The organism is Rhodococcus sp. IEGM 1408 (genome assembly GCF_033142235.1).
Taxonomy (GTDB): domain Bacteria; phylum Actinomycetota; class Actinomycetes; order Mycobacteriales; family Mycobacteriaceae; genus Dietzia.
Genome location: NZ_JAWLRW010000002.1, coordinates 53,888 through 77,024 on the forward strand (window position 1 = coordinate 53,888; position 23,137 = coordinate 77,024).

The following is a 23,137-nucleotide window of genomic DNA, read 5'->3' on the forward strand; positions in this document are numbered from 1 at the left end:
CCGTGTCCTGGTGACAGGCATCAGTCCGGACGACCTCGAGACCCTCCAGCGCATCCTCGACCAGGCGGCGGCGCTCGGCGAGGACCATCCCGACTCGATCCGGGTCCAGCGGTCCGTGGGCCACATGTTCAAGCTCCTCAAGAAGACTCGCCGGAACGACGTCCGCCGCGCCCGTCAGGACGCGGACAAGGCCGTCATCGAGGCCACCGCGACCGGCTCGCCGACGCGGATCGACGACGAGACCGCCGGCGTCCGGTTGGTGTCCAACACCCCCGGCGCCGTGGCGGGCCACCTCCAGCGCGCGATGGCGTGTTATGTCTGCAAGCAGCGCTTCACCCAGGTCGACGCCTTCTACCACCAGTTGTGTCCGAGTTGCGCGGCGCTCAACCGGGCCAGGCGTGATCCGGACATGGACCTGACCGGCCGGCGTGCCCTGCTCACCGGCGGCCGCGCGAAGATCGGCATGTACATCGCCCTGATGCTGCTGCGCGCCGGCGCCGACGTCACCATCACGACCCGCTTCCCCCGGGACGCCGTGCGCCGCTTCGCCTCGATGCCAGACCATTCCGACTGGGCCGACCGCATCCACGTGATCGGTGTGGACCTGCGCGACCCCGCCCAGGTGGTGGCGCTGGCCGACGAGGTCGCCGCCGGCGGGCCGCTGGACATCCTCATCAACAACGCGGCCCAGACCGTGCGCCGCTCCCCCGGCTCGTACTCCGGGCTCGTCGAGGGCGAGTCGGCGCCGATCACCGGCCGCGCCGCGGACATCCCCATGATCACCATGGGCCGCACCTCCGAGCTGCACCCGGCCGCGCTCATGGGCGGCGAGTCGGCCCTGATCGGCGCGGACGAGGCCGAGCGCGAGGCCGGGCACATCGCCCAGCAGGCGCTCGTGGCCGGCTCGTCGTCGCTGGAGCGGATGGCCGCCGGCACCGCGGTCGACGCGGGCGGACTGCTCCCGGACGTGGTCGACCACAACAGCTGGGTGGCCACGGTCGAGCAGGTGGAGCCCATGGAGATGCTCGAGGTGCAGCTCGCCAACTCGGTCGCGCCGTTCATCCTGGTCTCCCGCCTGCGGCCCGCGCTCGCGGCATCCCAGGCGCGGCGCAAGTACATCGTCAACGTCTCCGCCATGGAGGGGCAGTTCTCGCGCCGCTACAAGGGCGCCGGGCACCCGCACACCAACATGGCCAAGGCGGGCCTCAACATGCTCACCCGCACCTCCGCCGAGGAGATGTTCACCGAGCACGGGATCCTCATGACCGCCGTCGACACCGGCTGGATCACCGACGAGCGCCCGCACACCACCAAGGTCCGGCTGCACGAGGAGGGTTTCCACGCGCCCCTGGATCTGGTCGACGGCGCCGCCCGGGTGGTGGACCCGATCGTCCGCGGCGAGGCCGGGGACGACCTCTACGGGTGCTTCCTCAAGGACTTCCAGCCGAGTCCGTGGTGACCGTGCACGCCGTCCAGCTGATCCTCACGTCCCAGGTGCTGCCCGCGATCAGGGCAGCCGTGGCCGACCTCGGCGGCGACGGTCCGGACTCCCTCGTGCACACCCACCCCACGGCCCACGATTCGGCGTGGCCCACCAACACCGCCGCCGCGTTGGTGCACCACCTGTGCGGGGTGCTGAGCTCGTGGGGCGCGGCCTGCCTGGGCGGGGAGCCCGTGGAGCGGGACCGGGGCGCGGAGTTCGCGTACTCCGGACCGGTGGAGCCCGAGGTCGACCGCCTCGAGTCCCTGATCGCCCGGCTGCCCGCGTGGGCGGAGACCGCGGCCGCTCGCGGGGACCTCGCGCACCCCGCCGGCACCGCGTTCGACGTGGACAGCGCGCGCCGGGCCGGGACCTTCACGGCGGACTGGGTTCTCGCGCACATCCTGCACGAGTTCGCCACCCACCTCGGGCACCTCGAGCTGACCCGCGACGTCCTGCTCGCCCGGGGCCGGTCGCGGTGACCCCGACCCCGGTGCTGCTCGACTGCGACCCGGGGATCGACGACGCCCTGGCGATCGCCTACCTGGTGGCCGAGCACCTGGCCGGGTCGATCGACCTGGCGGGCCTGGTGTGCACGGCCGGGAACGTGGGCCTCGACGACACGGTCCGCAACGCGCTGGCGTGGCTGGACCTGTCGGGCGCCCCGGAGTTCCCGGTGTCCGCCGGGGCGGGCGGCGCGATCGCGGTGCCGCACGTGTACACGCCCGAGACCCACGGCCCCCGGGGCGCGGGCTACGCGGACCTGGCGACGGCGTGGACGTCATCGACGGCGACGAATCAGACGACGACCGGTACGACCGCCGGGGCGATCACCGGGGCGATCACCGGGACGACGACCGAGACGACGACCGAGACGACCACCGGGACGACGACGAGGTCAGTCGACCCCCGCGACGGAGCCCGGCTCTGGGTGGACACCGCCCGAGCCCATCCCGGTGAGCTGGTGGGGATCGTGACCGGTCCCTCGTCCACGCTGGCTCATGCCCTGGCCCTCGACCCCGCGCTCCCCTCGCTGCTGCGCAGGCTGGTGGTGATGGGTGGGACGTTCCGTGGGCACCCCGGCAACACCACGCCGGTCAGCGAGTGGAACGTCGACGTGGACCCCGAGGCGGCGGACGGCGTCTGCCTGGCGTGGGAGGCGGCCCGGGCCGCCGACCCCGCGGTCGCGCCCTTGCTGTGGTGTGGGCTGAATCTGACCGAGCGCGCGGTGTGGACCCCCGAGCGCTCCGAGCGCCTCCTCGCGCAGTCCGACACCTCGCTGACCCGCAGCCTGGTGGACGCGCTGCGCTTCTACTTCGAGTTCCACGAGTCGGTGGGCGAGGGCTACCTGGCGCAGGTGCACGACCCGCTGGTGGCGTGGCTCGCCCTGCGCCCGCACGAGGTGATCGCGGCCCCGGCGCACCTGCGGGTCGAGTGCGCGGGCGTGCACACCCGCGGGATGACGGTCGCGGACACGCGGGGCCACCGCGGTCGGCCGGACAACGCCCGGATCGCGACCGACCTGCGGGTGCCGGGCGGGGCGGATGCCGTGCTCGACGAGATCTGCGCGTCGATCGTCTCGCTCGCCGGTCCGTCCCGCTGATCTGCTTGACCTGACGGGGCTGCGGCGCGCGGTGGGTCCCGCGTCAGGGCCCGTCGAATCGGTCACCAGCCCTTGGCCGCCCGATTAACGGACGTCCGCTCCTGCGCTTGGCGTCTCGCTCGTGCGGCTGACCGCCCAGACCGCCGCCGCTCCTGAACTTGGCGTCTGGCGTGCGCTTCGCGGAAGTTGTCAACCTGGTTTAAGACAGGTTGATGCCAGTTGTGGTGGGTAGTGGTGGTGCTTTCGGCGGTCTCGAGTATCTGATGGGGTGCAGTGCTGCTGCTCGGTCCAGGGTCTGCTGGCGGGCGGTTCTGACCTGGTCGGCGGTGCCGGTGAAGGCCTGCTCGGGGGTGTAGTAGCCCAGGGCGCTGTGGTGGTGTTCGCGGGCGTAGCGGTGCAGAAAGTCGCTGGTCCATTGCCGGGCGTGGTCGATCGAGTCGAACCTGTCCGGGTGGTCCAGGTCGTACTTGATGGTCTTGAACAGGGACTCGGAGAACGGGTTGTCGTTGGAGACCCGCGGCCGAGAGAACGAGCGTTGCACCGCCACCGCCTGCAGTGCAGCGGCCAGCTCGTTCGAGCGCATCGCGGCCCCGTTGTCGGCATGCAGCAGGGTCGGGGCGCCGTGCCGGGCGAAGGCGTCCAGGAACATCTCGGTGGCCTTGGTGGCGGTTTCATCGGGTTCGATGCGCCAGGCCACCGGGTAGCGGGAGTAGACATCGATTGCCAGGTACAGCCGGAAGAAGCTGCGCCGGGGCCCGGGCAGGAGGGTGATGTCCCATGTCCATAGGTCCCCGGGCGCACCGGCGGCCGCGGAGGGTCTGACCCGCGAGGCGGAGGTGCCGCGGTGCCGGCCCCTGCGGCGGTCCCCGACCAGCTTGTGCGCCTTTGCCAGGCGATAGAAGGTGCGCTGCGAGCAGGCGACCTTGTCGTCGTCCAGGGATGACCAGTACGCCTGCACCACCGACCGGTCTGCCATCTCCGGTTCACACAGCGCGTCGATGACCTGGGCTCTTTCGGCGCCGGTCAACGCGGCCGGCTGCCGGCGCTCTCGATGCGGCACCGGCTCGGTCACGGGCTGATAGTGCCGATAGCCGCGATCGATCCGGTAGAAACTCGACCGGGGCATCCCGGTCAGAGCGCAGGCCCGTGTGAGGGTCATGTTCGCCTGCTCGGCCAGGTCACGGATCAGCCCGCAGATCACAACTTTTTGCGCTCGAGCCAGGCCTGGTACTCGGCCGCGCTCATCAAGGTCGGCGGGATCTGGGCATCCGGGCCCGTCGAGCTCTTGGTGATCCCGTCCAAGAGCTCGAAGGCTTTTCCCATGATCTCCTGGGCCGTCTCGGCGTTCTTGACCTTCTGCTCGAGTTGCTCGACCTGCCGGCGGAGCCGGATCACCTCTGACCGGTCCTCATTGTGCTGTTGTCGCCTGCCCATTTTGACCTCCGCAGTCTGCAACGACGCATCGAACTCGCCCCGAGCCCTGGCCTGGAGCCACCGCTTGACCGTCCCCTGAGCGAGTCTGTGTTCCCGCAGCAACCGAGCCTTGTCACCATGGGCCACACACTCGTCCCAGGCCCGCAAGAATTCAATCCTGAACGCGACCGAGAACGACCGCCCTCCCGTTGCCGTCGTCCCTATCGGGCCATGTCGGCGCGCGGCTGCATGGCGGAGGCCGGGCTCACCCGACTGGCCTGCCTGACCCGACCGGGCTGCGGTTTCGCGGTGGTCCCCCTCGTTCCGGTAGCTCCTCTAATTCCCCGGACGCGTGAAGGTCCGCGTCGGCGGCGCCGGGTCGGGAACGCACTCGGCGGTGGCGTGCCCGCGCAACGAGGTCGCGCACGCCACGCCGGCCGCGGCGCCGGTGCCCACGGCGATCGGCACGAGCTGCAGGCCGGTCACGATGTCGCCGGCGGCGTACACACCGTCGACGCTGGTCAGTTGCAGCGAGTTGACCACGAGCCCGCCCTCGTCATCGAGCTCACAGCCCAGCGCTTCGGCGAGTTCGTTGGTCGGGTGGTGCGCGTAGGAGAAGAACACCTTCGCTCCCGCGATCACCCTCCCGTCGGCCAGCCGCACACCCTCCAGCGCGCCGGGTTCGCCGACCAGATCTTTGGCGACGCCGTCGATCACCTCGATGCTGTGCTCGGCGCAGGCCGCGCGCTGATCGTCGTCGAACGCCGGGTCGGAGTCGCTCTCGGTGATGATCACCACCTCCGTGGCCCAGTCCAGGAGCTCGGAGGCGTACGCCGGAACGTGAGGGCCGACGCCGAGCACGATGATCCGCTGGTCCGCGGCCGTGAGCCCGTCGCAGGCCGGACAGTGGTGGACGTCGATTCCGTAGTGCTCGTCGATCCCGTGGATTCTGGGCAACCGGTCGCGCACACCGGTGGCCATGATGACCCGTTTTGCGGTGACGACCACGTCGTCGTGGTCGTGGTCGTGATCGTGATCGCCGTCGTCCGCGGTGGGAAGCGGGGCGATGCGGGCGATGAACCGGTCGTCGGCTTCCTTGACCAGATCGGTGACGACACCGTCGAGCCGGCGAACGGTCGGGTACTGACGGAGGCCCTCGTTGACGTCGGCGTAGAACTCGGCCGGCGTGGTGGGGCCGGTGCCGAGCGTGCCGTGGATCTCCTGGGCCGCGAGATTGCGTTGGCAGCCGGCGTCGACGAGCAGAGTGGAGCGTCGGTACCGGCCGACCCAGGTGGCGGCGGAGAGCCCTGCCGGACCGCCGCCGATGACCAGGACGTCGACAGCCTCCGGAGGGGGGTAGTTCGAGGCGTCGGACGGGCGGTCGGTGCGGGCGTCGAACATGGGTCTCCGATCTGGAAACGGGTGATCTCACCCTGGGGAGAACACGATGCCGTCCGAGCTGACCCACGTCCACCGCCCCACGACCACCGCCCCACGACCACCGCCCCACGACCACCGCCCCACGTCCACCGCCCCGCCTCTACAGCCCCACTCGGGCGGAGGCGGCGGAGCTCGCGTCCCCCCGCTGTGTCCGGCGATCGGTGGTCGGGGCAGGCACCCGGGCTGCCCGAGGGACGGGATTAGAACCGGTGCTAGGCTCCACCGGATGTTCGGACCGGTCCGATAGCGGCCCCCGCACAACGCTGTCGGTCCACTTCACCGCCCCGGGAGAGTCCATGAGGTCTGTCGCTGCCGCCCTGATCGTCGTCGCGGGTGGGGCCGTCGTCGCCGGTATCTCCGCGCGACGCGCAGCGGTCACCGACGGTCAGGCCGAGCCGTTGGCGGTCACCGTCAGGACCGCCGTGACCACCGTCCGGGAGTCCGTGCGTCGCCGGGTCCGGCAGCGTGCGGACGCGGCTGTGTTCGCGTCCTCCCCCGCCTCGGCGCCTTCGGGGGCGGCATCCGCGACGTCGTCCGCAGGGACGTCCGCGGGGGCGTGGCCCGGGGTGGCGCCAGGTGGGCCGGTGTCTCCGTCGGGCACGCAGCCGACGACCGGTCAAAGCTTGCGCAGGCCGGCCGGCGCCCGGGGATTCGTTCCCGCGCTCGAGGGGATCCGTGGTCTCGCGGCCGTGGGGGTGCTGACCACCCACGTCGCCTTTGTCACCCGTGCCTCCTCGGGCTCGCCCGTCAAGCGTCTGTTCGGGCGGCTCGACCTGGCCGTGGCCGTCTTCTTTGCCAAGTCCGGGTTCCTGCTGTGGCGCACCCACGCCGACCACGCCCGCAAGGACAAGCCCGGGACCGCCCGGCCGACCCGGGAATACCTACGCTCGCGGGTGGTGCGGATCATGCCGGCGTACGCGGTGTTGGTCGCCGCGGCGATGCTGCTGCTCAAGCAGAATCATGTGAACGGCCCGGGGTCGTGGATCGCCAACCTGACCCTCACGCAGATCTACACGTCGAACTTCCTCGTCGCGGGGCTGACTCACGCGTGGTCCCTCGCGGTGGAGATGGCCTACTACCTCGCGTTCCCGCTGCTATGGACCGCGATGAAGGACCTGCGCGGCGACACGGCCCGGTGGCGTATCCCCGCGATCGTCGCCTTCGGTGCGTCCGGGCTGCTGTTCCCCATGTTCCCGTGGCATGTACTGGGTCTGCTGCCGGCGGACGTGAACCTGCAGATCCTGCCGCCGGCGTTCACCGCGTGGTTCGCCGCGGGCATGCTGCTGGCCGAGGTCGCCACCGCGCCGCCCGGCACGCTCGTCCGGATGTGCCGCGATCGGGTCTCGCGGTGGGGCTGGTGGATCGCCGGCGGCGCGGCACTGGTCGCCACCACGGTGCCCGGTTGGTTCACCGAGGGATTTGTCCACCCGGGTCCGATCGAGTTCGCGGCCCGGACCGGGCTGGCCGGCACGATGGCGTTCCTCGTCCTGGCCCCCGTCGTCCTGGCCCCGGAGGGCACACGGTTCCCGATCCTGGAATCGATGCCCCTGCAGAAGGTCGGCACGTGGTCCTACGGGATCTTCCTGTGGCACCAGCTCGTCCTGCTCGCCGCCTTCCCGCTCACCCGCACCCGCCTCTGGGATCGGCGCATGGGGGTCATCTGGCCGGTCACCGTCGCCGGCTCCCTGGTGGTCGGCGCGGCGAGCCACCGCTGGCTGGAGGAGCCCGCACGCAAGGCGCTCGAGCGTCGCTGACGCGGCGTCCGCCTCACGGGCGTGCTGAGGCCACAGTCCCCCGGTTCGAGATTGTGCACCTGCTCTATGTCGTCAGTGAGCCGTTGGGCGGACGATTGCGACATGAGCACATCTACCCACTCCCGTCCACGTCGCGTCGCGGTCCTCGGGGGCGGCATGGTCGGGCTGTCGACCGCCTGGTACCTGCAGGAGTACGGAATCGACGTGACGGTGGTCGAATCGGCCGCGGTCGCGGCCGGGTCGAGCTGGGGCAATTCCGGATGGCTCACCCCCAGCATCGCTGTCCCCCTCGCCGAGCCCTCGGTGTTCAAGTACAGCGTGCGCGCGATGCTCAGCCCGTCATCGCCGGTGTACGTCCCGTTGACGGCCAAGCCGCGCCTACTGATGTTCTTGGCGTCGTTCGCCCGGCACTGTACGCAGGAGCACTGGGAGCGCTCGATGACGGCGTTGATCCCGTTGAACAACCAGGCACTGGACTCCTTCGCGGAACTCGAGCACGACGGTGTGCAGTCGCGCACCCGCGCAGCCGAGCCGTTCACCGCGGCCTTCCGCACGGTCCAGGACAGCCAGGGGCTTCTCACCGAGTTCGACCACATCGAGAAGAGCGGACAGCACGTCGCCTACGAGGTCGTCGATGGAGACTCGGCCCGGGCCGCCGAACCGGCCTTGTCCGGCGAGGTCGGCACCGCGATCCGGATTCACCACGAGCGGTTCATCAACCCGCCGGAGTACCTCGCGGCGCTGGCACATTCCGTGCGGGCCCGTGGCGGGACGATCGTCGAGGGGGCCGGTCGGCGTGCGGTGCGCACCGGGGCAGACCGCGTGATCGTCGGTGGCGAGCGATTCGATGCCGTAGTGCTCGCGACCGGGGCGTGGCTGGACCGGGACGCCCGACGCTTCGGCGTCAAGCGCACCATCCAGGCCGGCCGCGGCTACTCCTTCACCGTGGCGATCGACCAGCTGCCCCGCGGCCCGGTGTACTTCCCCACGCAGCGTGTCGCCTGCACGCCCGTCGGCGACAGGCTCCGGATCGCGGGAATGATGGAGTTCCGCGATGTGAAGGCCCCACTCGACCCTCGCCGGATCGCCGCCCTGGTGAACCAGGCCGGCCAGCTCCTGAGCGGTGCAGACCTGCAGGACCGACACGACGAGTGGGTCGGCGCACGACCGTGCACCGCCGACGGCCTTCCCCTGGTCGGGGCATCGGCAGACCCACGCGTGTTCATCGCAGGCGGCCACGGTATGTGGGGCATCACGCTCGGCCCGGTGACCGGTCGTCTGCTCGCCGAGCAGATCGCCACCGGTCACCGTCCCGACGCCCTGCGCGGTGTCGACCCGCTTCGGTGAATCCCCTCGAGTTCTTCCAGGGGGTGCCGGCGAGCGCGCCCATTCAGTCGCTACGAGTCGAACGCGTCGATGATCGCCTGGGCCGCGAGGGCCGCCGTGAGAGTGCCCTCGCGGACGCGCTTCTCGACGTCCGGAGCGACCCGCCGCACCTCGGGGTGGGCCGCGAGGCGCGCCATGAGCGTCTCGTGCACCATCGACCGGGTCCACTCGACCTGCTGACGAGCCCGGCGGGCCTCCACCTCGCCGATCTCCCCCATGGTGTCCTGATGGGAGCGGACGGCAGCCCAGAAGTCCTCCAGACCCTCGCCCTCGAGCCCCGACATCGTCAGGACCGGCACCTTCCATCGCGCATCCGCCGGTCGCACCAGGCGCAGCGCCGCACCGAGCTCGCGGGCCGCCCGCTTGGCGTCCTTGACGTGCGGGCCGTCGGCCTTGTTGACGGCCACGACGTCGGCCAGCTCCAAGACGCCTTTCTTGATGCCCTGGAGCTGGTCCCCGGTGCGGGCCAGGGCGAGGAAGGTGAAGCAGTCGACCATCCCGGCGACGGTCACCTCGGACTGCCCCACGCCCACGGTCTCCACCAGGATGACGTCGAACCCCGCGGCCTCCAGCAGGACCATCGTCTCGCGGGTGGCCTTGGCGACCCCGCCGAGCGTGCCCGACGTGGGTGAGGGCCGGATGTAGGCCCGGGGCTCCGTCGAGAGGGTGGCCATGCGGGTCTTGTCGCCGAGGATCGAGCCACCGGTCCGGGTGGAGGAGGGGTCGACGGCGAGGACCGCGACCTTGTGACCCTGCTCCACCAGGAACAAGCCGAACGACTCGATGAAGGTCGACTTGCCGACGCCCGGGACGCCGGTGATGCCGATCCGCAGCGCCCCGCCGGCGTGTGGGAGTGCCCGCTGGAGGAGCTCCTGAGCCTTCTCCCGGTGGGCGGGGTTGGCGGACTCGAGCAGCGTGATCGCGCGCGCCAGAACAGGGCGCGCGTCAGCCAACACTCCCTGGAGGAGGGCGTCGACGTCGATGACGCGCCGCGGCCGGGGCCCGGTGGCCGAGGGAACCGGACCCCGGACCGCGCCCGGCCCCGAACCGGTGCCCGCACTCGTGCCGACAACAGTGCCGAGCGTGGTCGACAGGCTGCCCGAGAGGTTGCCCGACCCCGCGGGATCGGGCCCGGAGCCGAGGCGGGTCAGGACTCCGCCCCCGCCGCTGCCCCCTCACCGGAGGGAGCCGACGCCAGCTCGTAGCCCAGCTCCCCGGCGAGGATCTCGAGCAGCCCGATGGCGGCGTCCGAGATCACGGTGCCGGGCGGGTAGATGGCGGCCGCACCGGCGTCGTAGAGGTCCTGGAAGTCCCCGGGCGGGATGACGCCGCCGACGGTGACCATGATGTCGCCGCGGCCGACGGCGGCGAGGGCCTCGCGCAGCGCCGGGACCAGGGTGAGGTGGCCGGCGGCCAGCGAGGACACGCCCACCACGTGCACGTCGGCGTCGGCCGCCTGCTGGGCGACCTCCTCCGGGGTCTGGAACAGCGGACCCATGTCCACGTCGAAGCCGAGGTCGGCGAAGGCGGTGCCCACGACCTTCTGGCCGCGGTCGTGCCCGTCCTGGCCCATCTTGGCCAGCAGGATGCGGGGGCGTCGACCGTCCTGCTCGGCGAACTCCTCGGCCAGCTTCATCGCCTTGGTGACGTTGTCCACGGCGCCCTCCTTGGAGACCTCCTGCCGGTACACACCGGACAGGGTGCGGATCTCGGCCTTGTGCCGACCGTAGACCTTCTCGAGCGCGTCCGAGATCTCGCCGATGGTCGCGTGGGCGCGGGCGGCGTCGATCGCCAGCGCCATGAGGTTGCTCTCGAGGTCGTGGCTCGCGCCGCCGGCGGCCGACTCGGTGAGCCGGGCCAGGGCGGCCTGGCAGGCCTCCTCGTCGCGCTCGGCCCGGAGCTTGGCCAGCTTGGCCAGCTGCTCGGTCCGGACGCGGGAGTTCTCGACCTTGAGGACCTCGATCTCCTGGTCCTCGGTCACCACGTACTTGTTGATGCCGATCACGGGCTGGCGGCCGGAGTCGATGCGTGCCTGGGTGCGGGCCGCGGCCTCCTCGATGCGCAGCTTGGGGATGCCCTCCCCGATCGCCTGCGCCATGCCGCCGGCCTCCTCGATCTCCAGGAGGTGGAGGCGGGCCTTGTCGGCGAGCTGGGCGGTGAGCCACTCGATGTAGTACGAACCCGCCCACGGGTCGATCGGCCGGGTTGTGGCCGACTCCTGCTGGAGCAGGAGCTGGGTGTTGCGGGCGATGCGGGCCGAGAAATCCGTGGGCAGCGCCAGCGCCTCGTCGAGGGCGTTGGTGTGCAGCGACTGCGTGTGGCCCTGCGTGGAGGCCATCGCCTCGATGCAGGTGCGCGCGACGTTGTTGAACACGTCCTGCGCGGTCAGCGACCAGCCGGAGGTCTGCGAGTGCGTCCGCAGCGACTTGGACTTCTCGTTCTTGGCCCCGAACTTCTCCACCAGCTCGCTCCAGAGCAGGCGGCCGGCCCGGAGCTTGGCGATCTCCATGGAGAAGTTCATGCCGATGGCCCAGAAGAAGGACAGGCGCGGTGCGAACTTGTCGATGTCCAGCCCGGCGTCCAGTCCGGCGCGCAGGTACTCGACGCCGTCGGCGAGCGTGTACGCCAGCTCCAGATCGGCCGTCGCTCCGGCCTCCTGGATGTGGTAGCCGGAGATGGAGATGGAGTTGAACCGGGGCATCTTCTGCGAGGTGTAGGCGAAGATGTCCGAGATGATCCGCATGGACGGCTTGGGCGGATAGATGTAGGTGTTGCGGACCATGAACTCCTTGAGGATGTCGTTCTGGATGGTCCCCGCGAGCTGCTCCGGCGTCACCCCCTGCTCCTCGGCCGCGACCACGTAGAGGGCCAGGATCGGCAGGACGGCGCCGTTCATGGTCATGGACACCGAGACCGCGGACAGGTCGATGCCGTCGAACAGCTCGCGCATGTCGAGGATCGAGTCGATCGCGACGCCGGCCATGCCCACGTCCCCGGCCACCCGCGGGTGGTCGGAGTCGTAACCGCGGTGCGTGGCCAGGTCGAAGGCGACCGACAGGCCCTTCTGACCCCCCGCGAGGTTGCGCCGGTAGAAGGCGTTGGACTCGGCGGCGGTGGAGAAGCCGGCGTACTGCCGGATGGTCCACGGCTGGTTGACGTACATCGACGGGTACGGCCCGCGGAGGAACGGGGCCGCCCCGGGGACCGTGTCGAGCGGGAACGGGGTGATCTCCGCGCCGTCGTCGGTCGCGGCGGTACCCGCCTCGATGGCGTCACGGTCGGCCTTGGTGAATACCCGCTTGACGTCGATACCCTCGGGCGTCTCCCAGTGGGCTCCGGGCGCGATCCCGTCGTCGACGGTCGCCGCGGCGGCCCGGGCGGCCTCTTCGGCCGTGTCGCGGAGGGTGGCGGTGCTGAAATCGGGGAAGGTCGTCATCTCACTTCACTCCCAGCTGGTCGAGGAGGGTGGTCAGGGCCGCGACGGCGTCGATGCCGACCGAGAAGAACCCGTCTGGTCGGTCCGGGGTATCCGCCGGGAAGCCCTTGGAGGCTCCGGCGAGGTAGACGGTCGACACGCCCGCGTCCCGCAGCGCGCGGACCGCGGCGGGCCCCTCCGTGGCATAGCGCTTGTCGGCGCCGCAGACGACGGCGATGTCCTCGCCGTTGCGGGCGTCGGCGAACTGGTCGGCCGACGTGACGCCCGGGTTGCGGGCCTCGATGCCGCCCGCGGCCAGGAGGTTGGCCACAAAGGTCACGCGGCCCGTGGTCTCGGCCATCGGGCCGAGGACGGCGAGCAGCACGGTGGGCCGGGAGCCGGTGGCCTCCAGGTGTGCGTCGGAGCGGTCGCGCAGGTCCTCGAACGCCCGGCCGTAGCGGTAGTCGTCACCACCCCGACGCGAGGCGTCGAGCGGAGGCTCGCCGAGGTTGGGGAACTCGGAGACGCCGGTGATCGGCGCGGTGCGGTGGGCGATGTCGGTGTCGCGGGCGTCGCGGACCCGGGCGATGGCGTCGGCCACGGTCCCGGAGGCGATCGCGGCGGCGAGCCCGCCCTCGGCCTCCACGGTCTGCAGCGCAGACCAGGCGGCCTCGGCGAGAGAGTCCGTGAGCGATTCGACATACCAGGAGCCGCCGGCGGGGTCGACCACGTGGCCCAGGTGCGACTCCTCGAGCAGGAGCAGCTGGGTGTTGCGGGCGATGCGCTCGGCAAAGGTGCGCGAGGTGCTCTCCAGGCCGCCGGGCAGCGAGGCGTCGAACGGCAGGACGGTGACCGAGGTGGCGCCGCCGATGCCGGCCCCGAAGGTGGCGAGCGTGGTGCGCAGCATGTTCACCCACGGGTCGCGGCGCGACATCATGGCCGGTGAGGTGACGGCGTGCTGGGGGGCGCCGCCGGCCTCGGGGGCGCCGAGCAGCTCGGCGACGCGCGCCCACATCAGGCGGCCGGCGCGGAACTTGGCGATCGCCGCGAACTGGTCGTCGGCGGCGGCCAGGCGGAACGAGACCTGGCGCAGCGCGGCGTCGGCGGACAGTCCCTCGGACATCAGTGCGCGCACGTAGTCGAGGCCCGCGGACACGGCGTAGGCGAGCTCCTGCGCGTCGCCGGCGCCGTCGGCGTGGAAGACGGTGCCGTCGGCCACGAAGGTCCGGACGGTCTCCTCCCGCTCGGACACCCGGGTGGCGAGGCTGACCGCGGCGTCCAACGAGATGGACTCGGACGCCGAGGGGGCGCCGTAGGCGGAGGTGACTGGGGTGGCGCCGAGGTCGGCGATCACCGCGGCCCGGTCGGTCACCCCGTCGCCGGCGGCCTTGCGCTGGTCCAGCAGGTCGAGGAACGCCTCGGCGACCTCGACGAGGTCGCTTCCGGCGTCCAGGGTCACCGGGGCGAGGTCCAGGTAGACGTCCTTGAGGACGGCGGGCAGGTCGGCGGCCGGCACCCGCAGCCACAGCGCGGTCGCGCCCTGGTTCAGCAGATCGAGGATCGCGGTGTTGACCTCGGTCGGGTCACCGTCGGCCTCGACCCGCGCGCTCACGTGCCAGCCGTTCTCGGGCAGTCCCGACCGGTCCCCGCCTCGGACGAACGGGAACGCGCCCGGCGCCGGGCGCTCGGGGGTCTCGTCGGCCCGCGTGTACAGAGGGTTGACCTCGATACCGTCCCGGGTCGTGGCCACGAGGGCGCGCCAGGCGTCCTCCGGCATGTCGGCGGGATCCTTGCGGGCGGCCTTCGCGAGGACGGCTCCCACAGAGGCGTACCAGGAGTGAAGGTCGGGACCTGTGGTCGGACTGGACACCGGTACCTCGTTCTCGTGTGGAGTGAAGGGGGTCACCCCTGGACTCTAGTGCAGCCCTCGCGGCCGTCGGAACATGACCAAGTGTGCGGGGTCACGGCGGGGGGACGGCGCCGCCGCCCGCCCGCCGCCCGTACGACGACTAGAGTCTCTCCGATGCGCGGACGGGTGGTCTGGTGGGCGGTGGCGGTCATCGCCGTGGTCCTGCTCGCCACCGTCGTCCCGACGCCCGGTCTGGAACAGCTCCGGAGTTGGGCGGACCAGTTGGGACCGTGGTTCCCGGTGGCGTTCTTCGCCGCCTACGCGATCGTCACCGTCGCCCCGATCCCCCGCTCGACCTTCACCTACTCGGCCGCCGTCCTCTTCACCCCGGCGGTGGCGATCCCCTGCTCCCTGCTGGCCTCCGCGATCTCGGCGTCCCTGGCGTTCGGCGGGGTCCGTCGTCTGGGCCACGAGCGCACGGCGGGACTGCGCGCGGACCCCCGCATCGCGGCCGTCGACGTCCGCCTGCGCAGGCGCGGCTGGCTCTCCGTCGGCAGCCTGAGACTGGTCCCCGCCGTCCCGTTCTCCGTCGTCAACTACGCGGCCGCGCTCACCTCGATCCCGTTCCGGCAGTTCCTGCCCGCGACGGTGGTCGGCAGCACGCCGGGGACCATCGCGGCGATCCTGCTGGGCCACTCGCTCACCGAGGGCGACGGGGCCTCGGCGCTGTGGGCGACCGTCGGGTTCGCGGCGGTCGGGCTGGTGGGGATGGTGCTGGACGCCCGGCTCCCGGTCCGGGAGCCGGCGCTCGAGGACAACCAAGGCGACCGGGGCGACCGGGGCGACCGTGAAGTGCGTGAGGTGCGAGACGACGACAAGCCGGACGACGACGAGGTCGGCCCGGACTCCTGACCGGGCCGTGCCGCGGGTGTCACTCCGTCCTCCCCCGTCGTTCCCCTGTGATCAGCCGGTCTCGGTGACGAAGTCCACCAGCCGCTCGACCGCCCCGAGCAGGGCCGGCTCGATGTCGCGGTAGGTGCTCACCGAGCCCAGGACCCGACGGAAGCCGTCGGCCGGTTCACCCCACCCGAGCCGGTCGCAGATGCCGGTCTTCCAGTCCTCGCCCCGCGGGACCACCGGCCACTTGTGGATACCCACGGCCTGGGGCTTGACCGCCTGCCAGATGTCCACATAGGGGTGGCCGGTCACCAGCACGTCGCCGCCGAGCCCGGCGACGATGCGGGACTCCTTGCTGCCGGTGACCAGGTGGTCGACCAGCACGCCCAGGCGCGCCTGCGGTGTCGGCCCGAACTCCGCCACCAACGCGGGCAGGTCGTCGATCCCGTGGAGCGGCTCCACGACGATCCCCTCGACCCGCAGGTCGTGGCCCCAGATCTTCTCGACGATGGCTGCGTCGTGGATGCCCTCCACCCAGATCCGCCCCGCCCGCGCGGTCCGGGCACGCAGGCCCTCGACCTTCCGGGACCCGGACGCGGTGACCGTCGGACCGGACTTCATGACCGGCCCGGGCCTGCGCAGCGTGACCGGGGAGCCGTCGATGAGGAAGGCCGAGGGGGTCATGGCGAAGAGCCGGACCAGGCCGCGCCGGTCCTCGAGTTTGACGAAGTCGCCGTCGGGGGTGCGGCTGAAACCCACCACGGCGCCGCAGAAGCCGGAGTCCGGGTGCTCCACCACCAGGTCGCTCTCGGCCACGACGACGGGGATCTCCGGTCGGCGGCGCCGCGCCGTCCCGGAGAGGATGTCGGAGCCGTACATGTCTGCCATGGCCAGACACCGTATCGGGTGTGGCGGCGCGGGCGTGGGCGGCGCACCGGTCGGTACCCTCGGACATCATGACCACACCGGCGATCCAGGGCACCGCTCTGCACCCAGCGTGGGCGCTGCCGCTCTTCCTGCTCCGCACCGCCTGGGCGGACCAGCCGTACGATTCGTTGACCGAGTACGTCTCCGGGCTCGCCGACGCCCACCTGATGGAGATCGTCGGCGACCGGGTGGCGATGCTCGACGACGCGTCGCCGGCGGGCGGCCCGGCGGCGCTCATGCCCGGACTGGTCGCCGGGTTGCGACGGGTCGGCAGCGGTGCAGACGGGGTGGACGCCCGCACCCCCGAGGTCCTGTCGTTGCTCACCGCCGCCCCGGGCGACTCGTCGAGCCTGCCGCCGGTCCCGGCGGTCCGCGCGGACGTCGCGGCGGCCGGGTGCGGGGTACTGATCCGGGATCCGGCGACCGGTCAGGCGGTGTGCGTGACCATCCGCCGGACGGACGCCGGCGTGCTGCGCTGGCGGGCCCGCGGCGTGGCCGAGTGCCCCATGGCCCCTCAGCCCGCGGGCGCCGCCGCCGCTCAGGCCGAGTTGGGGCGGGCGATCGTGGAGGCGGCTGACCTCATCGAGCGGTCGGCGACCGCGGTGAGCCCCGGCTCCGTCGACGTCCACGCCCACGTGACCCGGCTGCCCGCCGGGCTCCCCTCCCGGGTGCTCGAGCTGATCGACCGCGTGGACCGCGTGGAGGCGATCGTCTCCGTTGCTTTGGCCCTCCCCGGGGTGGGCGCGGACCCCGCCGCCCGCGAGCCCGTCCTCCGCCGGCTGATCTCGGCCCTGGACGCCGCGCGTCGGTCAGCAGTGGCGGCGGCCGGGGACGCCGCGCTCAGGTCGGCCTGAGACTTGAGCGGGCCCGCGGGTGCGGTGCGTAATCCCCCGCGGGTGCGGAGCGTAATCCGGAGGAGGCCCGCAGAGGAACACCGACAGGAAGGCCATCGGAGTCGGTCTGTGACCTGTCCCGACCTCGACCGCTTCTCAAGATTGCCGGCCCGCTGACCCGACTCTGAAGGCGACCACAATTTACTGGGTGTTCTCCGCAGCAAGAGAGTCGAGCGTTGCACCGACCGTTGGTTTGGTCAGTGCGTAATAGGCGTATTTTGAGTCCAGTTGATTCTCGGGCACCAGCAGAATCAGTTGCGGCGTCAGCCCACATTCGGCGGAACGCAACCAGAATTCATCAATTCCGAAAGTCGTCATGTTGGCGAGGTTGCGCCGATAGTTGCGTTTGTACATCGGGGGACGAAATCCCGCCGTGTGGTACTTGATCTGGACGAACGCCATCCCGCCGGGAACCAGTAGCCTTTCTGCGATTCGCAGGATCCGGAGCGCCTCCTCGGGCCCTGTGGTCAGTTCGAGGACATAGAGGCACAGAAAGATATCGCAGCTATCTTCCAGCCCGGTGATCGCGCGTTCTGGGTGCTCGATGTCGATGTGCAAGGGTTCAATCGGCGTGCTGCAGACTGTACCGACCTGGCGCACACATTCATCGAGGCTCTCACGCGATACATCTGCAGCGATGAACCTCTTTGCGGTGGGAGCGATTGCGGCGGCGTTTGCGCCACCGCCGCAACCCCAGTCGATGACCACACCGAAATCAGGCGGATTGTCCAACGCCCTCGAGAACCTTCGGAGCATAGCGAGGTGCTCGGCACCGACCTCAAACCACGCCTCGTCACCTATGCCGCCTCGCCAGTGCGAGTTTGCTTCCCATTCGATCCGTCGTTGCGTGCCGGAGACGCTCCGCAGCCCGCTTGTAGGCACCGCGCCCTCAGATGCCCTTGCGGCAGAATCCCCCACCCAGTAACTCCTCGCATCTCCGATGAGACGAGAAGGAGACTGCCGCCGGCCCATTCGATCCACAGAACGGCGAAGTCGGCCCAGACGACGCGCAACACGGGACCCACCCACGCGGATCCCCTCTGAATTCATCTGGCAACGCTAGCACCGGATCGCTACTGACGCTTTGGAGTTCACCATGATCCCGTGCGAACCGCCGGCGACGCCGTTGGCCGTTATGTACCGCCCTCACCAGGACATTAGCGGCCAAATTCCAGCCGCCGCGACGACTACCGCTTCGACGCGCGTTCCAGTTCGAACTCGGTCACCACGAGCGGCGCCGCTTCACGGTGCGGGTCTCCTCCCCCGTGGCCTCGCACGTCTCCAGGGCCGGGCGGGACGGCTTGTGGGAAGTGCGTAGCTGTGACGAGTGCCCGCGACTATGTCCGCCGCGACGGCGCCGGGCAGCAGTCCAGCGCACAACGCGCGCCGTTCCGGGTGCACCCGAACGACGGGACGTCGCCGAGACGATCGGCCATCTCCCCCGTCTCGACCTCGTTGAGCAACTGCAGGACCATCTCGGTGAACTCGGGCGACGGTCCGGGGGTGGCGCAGCGGGTGATGCGCACGCCGAGCTCCTCGGTGTCGTCGACGAGTTCGGTGTCGAGGTCCCAGATCACCTCCACGTGGTCGGAGATGAAGCCGATCGGGCACACCACCACGTCGCGGATCCCCTGGCGCGTGGCGAGGCCGCGGACGTGGTCCACGACGTCGGGCTCTAGCCACGGCACGCTCGGTGGCCCCGACCGCGACTGCCACACCACGTCGTACTCGTCCACCCCGACCGCGGCGGCGACAAGGCGTGCGGCGTCCTTGACCTGACGGCTGTAGAGGTGACCGCCGAGGTGCTTGGGCCCCGCCGTGGCGTCCGCGGTACTCGGCACGGAGTGGGCTGTGAACACCAGCCGCGGCTCGCCGCCGGTGCCGACCCCGGCGCCGTCGGAGTCGGCGTCGCGGGCCTGCTGGCGGGCCTCGGTGAGGGCGAGTGACAGGTCGGCGGCAAAGCGTTGGACGAACAGTGGGTGATCGTGGAACTGGCGGAGCCGGGTGAGCGTCGGCGCGTTGTCGACCGCTCGGCGCGCCCGCTCGATGTCCTCGTGATACTGGGCGCAGCCGGAGTATCCGCCCCACGCCGAGGTGGCGAACACCGCGGCGCTACGCACGCCGTCATCGCGCATCCGCGCGAGCGTGTCCTCGAGGAAGGGATCCCAGTTGCGGTTGCCGAAGTACACCGGCAGGTCCCGGCCCCGGCGGGAGAGCTCGGCCTCGACGTGCGCGATGATCTCCCGGTTGAGGTCGTTGATCGGGCTGCGCCCACCCAGGTGCCGGTAGTGGGACGCCACCTCCTCGAGCCGCTCGGGCGGGATGCCGCGCCCGCGCGTGACGTTCTCCAGGAACGGGATGACGTCGTCCTGGCCCTCGGGGCCGCCGAACGACAGCACGAGCAGGGCGTCCACGGGCCCCGCCACCGGGGACGCGGTGTCGGTCATGTCAGTTCTCCTGTCCACTGAACGAGACGGTGCCGGCGCCCCCGTCGGCGTAGATCACTGTCCCGGTGGTCGCGGGCATCAGGTCCGAGAGCAGCGCCACGGCGGTGGTGGCCACGGCCGTCGGGTCGTTGACGTCCCAGCCGAGCGGGGCCCGCCGGTCCCACTCGTGCTGCATGAGGTCCAGCTCCCCGCCCGGACCGAGCGCGTCACCGGCGATGGCCTTGGCGGCCAGGGTCTTGACCGGTCCCGCGGCGATGAGGTTGGAGCGGATCTGATCCGGCCCCAGCTCGCGCGCCACGTAGCGGTTGACGGCCTCGAGCGCGTTCTTGGCCACCGACATCCAGTTGTAGAAGGGCATCGACATCCGCGGGTCGAAGTCCAGGCCGATGATCGACGCCCCCGGGTTGAGCAGGGGCCGTACCGCCTTGGCGAGCGCGGCGTAGGAGTAGGCCGAGACCTCGAGCGCGACCGAGACGTCCTTCCAGGGGGCGTCCAGGAACGGGTCTCCCAGGCAGCTCGACGGGGCGAAGCCGATCGAGTGGACGACGCCGTCCAGGGTGTCGGTGTGCTCGCGCACGCGGTCGGCCAGCGCGGCGAGGTCTTCCTCGCTGCTCACGTCGAGCTCGATCACGGGCGGCCGCTCGGGCAGCCGCTTGGAGATCGCCTTGACCAGCGACACCCGGCCGAACCCGGTGAGGATGACGGTGGCGCCGTGGAGCTGGCAGTGCTTGGCGATGTGGAACGCGATCGAGGCGTCGGTGATGACCCCGGTGACGAGGATGGTCTTGCCGGCGAGCAGGCCGGTGCTGGTGTTGTCGCTCATGATCAGTGCCCCATTCCCATTCCGCCGTCGACCGGCAGGACCGCGCCGGAGATGTATCCGGCGTCGTCCCCGGCGAGGTAACTGACGGCCCCCGCCACGTCGTCCGCGCTACCCTTCCGCCCCAGCGGGATGGCCGCCACCGCCAGCGCCTGCGTCTTGTCGTCGAGCCCGGCGGTCATGTCGGTGTCGATGAACCCCGGGGCCACGACGTTCGCGGTGATGTTGCGCGAACCGAGCTCCCGGGTGAGCGACCGGGCCATGCCGATGAGCCCGGCCTTGGAGGAGGCGTAGTTGACCTGTCCGGCCGTCCCTGATTGGCCGACCACCGAGCCGATGAAGATGATGCGGCCGAACTTGGCGCGCAGCATCCCGCGGGAGGCCCGCTTGGCCACCCGGAACGCGCCGGAGAGGTTCGCCTCGATCACGCGGGTGAACTGCTCGTCTTTCATCCGCATCAACAGGGTGTCGTCGGTGATGCCCGCGTTGGACACCACCACCTCGACGGGCCCGAACTCGGCCTCGACCGCGGTGAACGCCGCGTCCACCGACTCGGGGTCGGTCACGTCGCACTGCACCCCGAACAGCCCGTCGGGGGCGCCGGACCCACGGTGGGTCACCGCCACCCGGTGGCCGTCCGCGCTCAGTCGTTCGGCCACGGCGCGGCCGATGCCGCGGTTGCCGCCGGTCACCAGGACCGTCCGGGGGGTGATGGTGCGCGTGCTCTCGGAAACCATGTGCACCAACCTAGCGAACCTGCGCCGGCCGTCCGGTGCTGCGCCCCGGTCCCGTCACGGGATGCGCCGATGCGCGACCAGGGACCCGGCGGCGGCGAGCATAGCGAGCAACGAGCCCGCGATGAGCCACGGCCTCGAGGCGTCGGCCTTCTTCCACTCGTAGCCGATCTGCTCCTCGAGGGTGCGGTAGACCGAGTCGAGCTCCGCGAGGCTGGAGGCGGTGAAGAAGTCGCCGCCGGAGAGCTCGGCGATGGTCTTCAGGGACGCGTCGTCGACGGGCACGGGCTGCGGTCGGCCCTGGATGTCGACCGTGCCGTAGAGGGTGCCGAACGAGATGGTGGACACCGGGATCCCGGCCTGCTCCGCCCGTTCCGCAGCGGTGAAGGCCCCGCGCTCCTCCGTGGGGTCGGCGGGGACGGTCTCCTTGCCGTCGGAGAGCAGGACGATCCGCGCGGGCGGGGCCTGGTCGGGTCCGCCCAGGCTCTCGGTGAACGTGGTGATGGCCTGGGTGGCGGTGTAGATGGCCTCACCGGTGGCGGTGCGTTCGTCCAGTCGGAGCCGCTCGACCGCGCGCACCACCGGCCCGCGGTCGGTACTGGGCGCGACGAGCATGGAGGCGGTGCCGGCGTAGGAGACCAGCCCCAGGTTCACGCCCGGGGTGAGGTTGTTGGCAAAGGTGGTGGCGGCCTGTTGCGCTGCTTCGAGCCGCGACGGGGAGACGTCGGTGGACTCCATGGAGAGAGACACGTCGACGACGAGCATGACCGTCGCCCGGTTCCGTGGGACCTTCTGTTCCTTCTGGGGGCCGGCCAGGGCCACCACCAGGGCCAGCAGCGACAGGATGAGGAGCGCCGCCGGGACGTGGGTGAACCAGCGCCGACCACCGCGGTCGACGGTCCTCAGGGCCCCGAAGTTGCCGAAGCGCACCGTGCGCCGCTTCTTGGAGCGCAGCGCGACCACGTATCCGGCGACGAGCGCGAGCGGCACCACCAGCAGGAGCAGCCAGAGGGGGTGCTGGAATTCCGACAGGCTCATCGGGTCGTCTCACTCGATGCCGGACGGCCGGACGTCGAGCGCCCGGACGTCGAATGGTCGGAGCTCGCATGGTCAGAGACCGAATGGTCGTCGGGCAGATCCCGGACGAGGTTCTCGCCGGTGGGCAGGCCGCCCTGACGCCGGGCGCCCACGTAGTCGATCACGTCCCTGACCCAGTCCCGGTCGGTGCGCAGGGCGAGGACCGGTGCTCCGCACCGCCGGAGGGCGGCGTGCGCGAGGGCGCGGTGGGCGTCCGCGGCCCTGCGGTAGTCGGCGGCGAGCGCGTCGTCGACATCCAGCTCCAGGACCTCCCCGGTGGCCGGATCCTGGAGCAGCGCCGCCCCGACGGCGGGCAGCGAGATGTCGAGGGGGTCGGCCACGTGCACGGCCAGGAACTCGTGCCGGGTCCCCAGGACGCGGAGGGACCGTTCCCAGTCCACGTCGGAGAGGAAGTCCGAGATCACCACCACCAGTCCGTGGCGGCGGGCGGCGTTGCGGACGGCCCGCAGCGCGTCGTTCAGCGTCCCGCCGGGCCCGATCTCGGTCGACGAGCGGGAGACCTCCTCGAGCAGCCGCCGGACGTGATCGCGCCCACCCGTGGCGCGCAGGACCTGCGGGCGTCCGGCGCCGGTGAGGACCAGCCCCACCCGGCTCCCGCCACCGGCGGAGAGGAATCCGACGGTGGCGGCGGCGGCCTCCACGAGGCGGCGTTTGGTGCCGTACCGCCCCTGGACGTCGAGGCTCGGCGCCATGTCCACGACGATCCAGGTCTCCAGCTCCCGGTCCGCGATGGTCTGCCGGATATGCGGCACGGTCGTCCGGGCCGTCACCGACCAGTCCATGGTCCGGACGTCGTCGCCGGGCTCGTAGGCGCGGGCCTCACCGGGTTCGGTCCCCGGCCCGGGCAGCAGGCCGCGGTGGTCGCCGTTGAGGACCCCGTCGAGACGGCGGGTGACGAGGAGTTCGAGTCGCGCGAGCGCCGCGCGAGAGGACGCCGCCGCCGGATCGTCGCGGGTGTCCTCGTCAGCGGTGGTCACCGTG

Annotated in this window: 20 protein-coding genes; 7 read left to right on the top strand and 13 right to left on the bottom strand. The window is 71.2% G+C overall.

From position 1 onward, the window contains the following. The first annotated feature begins 10 nt into the window (after positions 1-10). Genes R4P08_RS03090 through R4P08_RS03100 form a run of 3 tightly spaced genes read left to right on the top strand, consistent with a single transcriptional unit; the run spans position 11 to position 3,083 of the window. Positions 11-1,459: an SDR family NAD(P)-dependent oxidoreductase gene (locus R4P08_RS03090; protein WP_317812305.1), complete on the top strand. Its 1,449-nt coding sequence runs from the start codon at positions 11-13 to the stop codon at positions 1,457-1,459. Further along, entirely contained in the window at positions 1,453-1,962 is a 510-nt protein-coding gene (locus tag R4P08_RS03095) for a DUF664 domain-containing protein (RefSeq protein ID WP_317812306.1), read from the top strand. The genes R4P08_RS03090 and R4P08_RS03095 overlap by 7 nt, the downstream gene beginning before the upstream one ends. After that, complete coding sequence (locus R4P08_RS03100) at positions 1,959-3,083, top strand: nucleoside hydrolase (RefSeq protein WP_317812307.1); 1,125 nt, start codon at positions 1,959-1,961, stop codon at positions 3,081-3,083. Before R4P08_RS03095 ends, R4P08_RS03100 begins: the two co-directional genes overlap by 4 nt. A gap of 199 nt (positions 3,084-3,282) precedes the next feature. Here R4P08_RS03100 and R4P08_RS03105 read toward each other — a convergent pair whose 3' ends face one another. The 3 genes from R4P08_RS03105 to R4P08_RS03115 form a co-directional block, all read right to left on the bottom strand. Continuing rightward, positions 3,283-4,284, bottom strand: a complete 1,002-nt coding sequence (locus R4P08_RS03105) for an IS3 family transposase (RefSeq protein WP_317812308.1) — start codon at positions 4,282-4,284, stop codon at positions 3,283-3,285. Then, the gene (locus R4P08_RS03110) at positions 4,281-4,517 is read right to left on the bottom strand and encodes a hypothetical protein (RefSeq protein WP_317812309.1); all 237 of its coding nucleotides are present in this window, start codon (positions 4,515-4,517) and stop codon (positions 4,281-4,283) included. Before R4P08_RS03110 ends, R4P08_RS03105 begins: the two co-directional genes overlap by 4 nt. 315 nt (positions 4,518-4,832) lie before the next feature. Next, positions 4,833-5,897: an NAD(P)/FAD-dependent oxidoreductase gene (locus tag R4P08_RS03115; RefSeq protein ID WP_317812310.1), complete on the bottom strand. Its 1,065-nt coding sequence runs from the start codon at positions 5,895-5,897 to the stop codon at positions 4,833-4,835. A gap of 335 nt (positions 5,898-6,232) precedes the next feature. On the opposite strand from R4P08_RS03115, the gene R4P08_RS03120 reads away from it, so the two are divergent. Then, a complete protein-coding gene (locus tag R4P08_RS03120; RefSeq protein WP_317812311.1) occupies positions 6,233-7,690 on the top strand; it encodes an acyltransferase in 1,458 nt (485 codons plus the stop codon). Between the two features lie 102 nt (positions 7,691-7,792). Then, complete coding sequence (locus tag R4P08_RS03125) at positions 7,793-9,037, top strand: NAD(P)/FAD-dependent oxidoreductase (protein WP_317812312.1); 1,245 nt, start codon at positions 7,793-7,795, stop codon at positions 9,035-9,037. Positions 9,038-9,087: 50 nt separating this feature from the next. On the opposite strand, the gene meaB is transcribed toward R4P08_RS03125, so the two are convergent. The 3 genes from meaB to R4P08_RS03140 all read right to left on the bottom strand — a co-directional run bounded on the left by meaB (position 9,088) and on the right by R4P08_RS03140 (position 14,361). After that, on the bottom strand, positions 9,088-10,059 hold the full coding sequence (gene meaB, locus R4P08_RS03130) for a methylmalonyl Co-A mutase-associated GTPase MeaB (RefSeq protein ID WP_317812698.1): 972 nt from the start codon (positions 10,057-10,059) through the stop codon (positions 9,088-9,090). Positions 10,060-10,223: 164 nt separating this feature from the next. Continuing rightward, positions 10,224-12,512: a methylmalonyl-CoA mutase gene (gene scpA, locus R4P08_RS03135; protein WP_317812313.1), complete on the bottom strand. Its 2,289-nt coding sequence runs from the start codon at positions 12,510-12,512 to the stop codon at positions 10,224-10,226. A gap of 1 nt (position 12,513) precedes the next feature. Next, entirely contained in the window at positions 12,514-14,361 is a 1,848-nt protein-coding gene (locus R4P08_RS03140) for a methylmalonyl-CoA mutase family protein (protein WP_317812699.1), read from the bottom strand. Positions 14,362-14,514: 153 nt separating this feature from the next. On the opposite strand from R4P08_RS03140, the gene R4P08_RS03145 reads away from it, so the two are divergent. Next, positions 14,515-15,252 (top strand): TVP38/TMEM64 family protein, encoded by a 738-nt coding sequence (locus R4P08_RS03145; RefSeq protein WP_317812314.1) that lies wholly within the window; start codon positions 14,515-14,517, stop codon positions 15,250-15,252. Positions 15,253-15,303: 51 nt separating this feature from the next. Here the strand turns inward: R4P08_RS03145 and R4P08_RS03150 are convergent, their stop codons facing one another. Next, a complete protein-coding gene (locus R4P08_RS03150; RefSeq protein ID WP_317812700.1) occupies positions 15,304-16,116 on the bottom strand; it encodes a DUF3097 domain-containing protein in 813 nt (270 codons plus the stop codon). A gap of 77 nt (positions 16,117-16,193) precedes the next feature. Here R4P08_RS03150 and R4P08_RS03155 point away from each other — a divergent pair, with 77 nt between their 5' ends. Further along, positions 16,194-17,018 carry a hypothetical protein gene (locus tag R4P08_RS03155; RefSeq protein WP_317812315.1) on the top strand — a complete coding sequence of 275 codons (825 nt, stop codon included), beginning with the start codon at positions 16,194-16,196 and terminating at the stop codon, positions 17,016-17,018. 180 nt (positions 17,019-17,198) lie between these two features. On the opposite strand, the gene R4P08_RS03160 is transcribed toward R4P08_RS03155, so the two are convergent. From R4P08_RS03160 to R4P08_RS03185, 6 genes are all read right to left on the bottom strand, one after another. Then, positions 17,199-17,789, bottom strand: a complete 591-nt coding sequence (locus R4P08_RS03160) for a class I SAM-dependent methyltransferase (RefSeq protein WP_317812316.1) — start codon at positions 17,787-17,789, stop codon at positions 17,199-17,201. 605 nt (positions 17,790-18,394) lie between these two features. Further along, a complete protein-coding gene (locus R4P08_RS03165; RefSeq protein ID WP_317812317.1) occupies positions 18,395-19,504 on the bottom strand; it encodes a ferrochelatase in 1,110 nt (369 codons plus the stop codon). 1 nt (position 19,505) lies between these two features. After that, positions 19,506-20,327: an NADH-dependent enoyl-ACP reductase InhA gene (gene inhA / locus R4P08_RS03170; RefSeq protein ID WP_317812318.1), complete on the bottom strand. Its 822-nt coding sequence runs from the start codon at positions 20,325-20,327 to the stop codon at positions 19,506-19,508. A gap of 2 nt (positions 20,328-20,329) precedes the next feature. After that, complete coding sequence (gene fabG1, locus R4P08_RS03175) at positions 20,330-21,061, bottom strand: 3-oxoacyl-ACP reductase FabG1 (RefSeq protein ID WP_317812319.1); 732 nt, start codon at positions 21,059-21,061, stop codon at positions 20,330-20,332. Between the two features lie 54 nt (positions 21,062-21,115). Beyond that, the gene (locus R4P08_RS03180; protein ID WP_317812320.1) at positions 21,116-22,096 is read right to left on the bottom strand and encodes a VWA domain-containing protein; all 981 of its coding nucleotides are present in this window, start codon (positions 22,094-22,096) and stop codon (positions 21,116-21,118) included. After that, positions 22,093-23,133, bottom strand: coding sequence for a DUF58 domain-containing protein (locus R4P08_RS03185; RefSeq protein ID WP_317812321.1), 1,041 nt, complete (start codon positions 23,131-23,133; stop codon positions 22,093-22,095). Before R4P08_RS03185 ends, R4P08_RS03180 begins: the two co-directional genes overlap by 4 nt. Positions 23,134-23,137: the final 4 nt, after the last annotated feature.